At 38.3% G+C, this 2206-nt stretch carries 2 protein-coding genes; both read left to right on the plus strand.

The annotated features are described in order from the left end of the window. Positions 1 to 917 precede the first annotated feature (917 nt). Positions 918 to 1130 (plus strand): hypothetical protein, encoded by a 213-nt coding sequence (locus HCR01_RS37665; RefSeq protein WP_193200972.1) that lies wholly within the window; start codon positions 918 to 920, stop codon positions 1128 to 1130. 451 nt (positions 1131 to 1581) lie between these two features. Next, positions 1582 to 2136, plus strand: a complete 555-nt coding sequence (locus HCR01_RS37670) for a hypothetical protein (protein WP_193200973.1) — start codon at positions 1582 to 1584, stop codon at positions 2134 to 2136. Positions 2137 to 2206 lie beyond the last annotated feature (70 nt).

Consider the following 2206-nt stretch of genomic DNA (forward strand, 5'->3'; position numbering starts at 1 on the left):
GAGTGAGTATTGAGAATGAAATAAAAAGCAAAGGTGATCGCATAGATTCTAATCTAATTGCGATCACCGAATGCCCAAACCAATAATTACCTTGACTGTTTAGCTTCTTGAATAATATCAAACGAATATCTCCAATGATACTCATTTGCATCATGTATGCAACGGCATTTCATGAATTCAACTATTCACCCGAAACCGAATGAGATGATTTACGAGGCGATTTATTTCGCTTCAAAAACAAAAACCTCGTCATCAAGGTGAGACAAGGCTAATAAGTTAAACATCTACTATCAAGCTAAAGCATAGCACATAGCATTCTAACTAATGCTTCCTTGGGCAAAAGGAATGACGGGTTAACCGATTGCAAGGTTACAAGTTATACTTCGTTTGCTGAGCAAACAAGTTTAACAATTGCTCAAATATTTCTTGAGACAAAACCAGTTAATTCTTGGGACATTTTTTTCTAGCGGGACTTAAACATTTTTAGAGCATAAACAAGCCTAGAACCCATACAAGGCAAAGGAAATACACCAAAGGCTCAAAAATGCTTGAAACCCAGACATATCAAGAAACTAAGCAAGTAGATGTTAAAGTCTCTTTGTATATACATTTGAGACTTTTTTCTGACTACTTTTTGTCTAAGTCCCACAAAAATAAAAGCCCCATCTCCAAAGCAGGACGAGGCTTGTTATAAATTGATCATACTAAACTGTTAGTATAAAGCCACTAACAGTATAATAAATGTTCTGTTAGATAGAATAAACGGCAGTACAACACTTTAGATAGTAGCGAATAATACAATCACCCCTCGCCATCAGAAATTACCAAAGCAGGATAGATCACCCAACTTAATAACAATAATCCTGGTTACTGAGGCTACGCCAACACGCTATGAATGTGCTACCTAAATCAAAATCATGACTCAAGAAATATCAGAATTAGGGTTCTTTGGTAATACGCTAGCTAGAACTAATTCTTCAGATGGTCGCTGGTTCAGAAAACAAAAGCGATTGCTTGTCAGCTTTGATAACTGTAAAGCGGTCGCACAAAAAAACTTTTACCTTAACTCGCTTTATTCCACTCCAAAAATAAAAACCTCGTCTCACTTTGATGACGAGGTTAATAACTAAAACAATCCTTGCAAGTTTAATATACTGCATATAACAGCATATTTGATGTATATTAGGCAGAGAAATCGTAGTTTAACCTGTTATAAGGTTACAAGTTATACTTTCATTGGATAGTAAACAAACTTAACAACTGCTCAAATATTTCTTGAGACAAAACCAGTTAATTCTTGGAGCAGTTCGTTCTAAACAGAAGTAAAAGCCTCATCCCCTCCAAGAGATGAGGCTTAGTGCAATTTATACTAGACTGTTAGTATAAAGCAACTAACAGTTTAATAAATATTCCGCTGGATAGAAGAAATAGCAGAATAGAGCTTTAAGTAGTAGCAAATAATACAACTATCCAGCGGAATTATAAATTATCAAAGGCAGCGTAGATCACCAAATCTAAGAACAATAACCCTGATTGCTGAGACTGCGCCTAGCGTCGGTGAAATACATTGGTATTAAATAAATGATCCCTCAAGAAACATCAGAATTACTTGCTGCTTTAATGCGCCAGGAAGAATTGCTCAAGCAGCTGGTCGCTTCAATCAATAAGCCGAAACTGGGGCTCCACAATGATGCTAGCAGTTGCAAAATCTACTGCAACCGTCACAACGGTTATCTGTGGTATACGCTCAATAATGGTGAACCAAGTGCTGTTGATGCCACTGCCTTAACAGGATATCTGCGAGAACTACGATTCGAGAAGTGCGAGCGACGTGGCAAGGAAGTACACAAACTGTTAGCTACAATTCAGGCTGACCGAACATACATCCTAGAATCCGGGCATGATACTCAGTTTGCCAAAGGGTTATTAGCAGCCATTGCCAGTCTTACACCACAACAACTTTACTCACCTGTGACACTACAACCGCAGCCAGGGACAGATGATAGCGTTTTGTTCTGTCGTGTTTGGGTTGGGTCTGAATTCATCATAGCTAACTACGGTGAACAGACGAACTGGCGAGAAATAAGTAAACAGGCTTTAGCTGTTACAAAAGCGGCGGCTTCTATGGTGTTTTAGTAATTAAATAAACAGCAACAAAAAGCCCTCCGGCAAAGCAGAGGGAATGGTTAGAGTAGGTTGGAAGACA

Origin of the sequence: Nostoc sp. MG11 (assembly GCF_014904695.1) — a bacterium.
In the GTDB taxonomy this organism is placed as follows: domain Bacteria; phylum Cyanobacteriota; class Cyanobacteriia; order Cyanobacteriales; family Nostocaceae; genus Komarekiella.

Coding starts and splice junctions, on each gene's coding strand:
- HCR01_RS37670 (WP_193200973.1), top strand. CDS start 1,582: ATGATCCCTCAAGAAACATCAGAATTACTTGCTGCTTTAATGCGCCAG.
- HCR01_RS37665 (WP_193200972.1), top strand. CDS start 918: ATGACTCAAGAAATATCAGAATTAGGGTTCTTTGGTAATACGCTAGCT.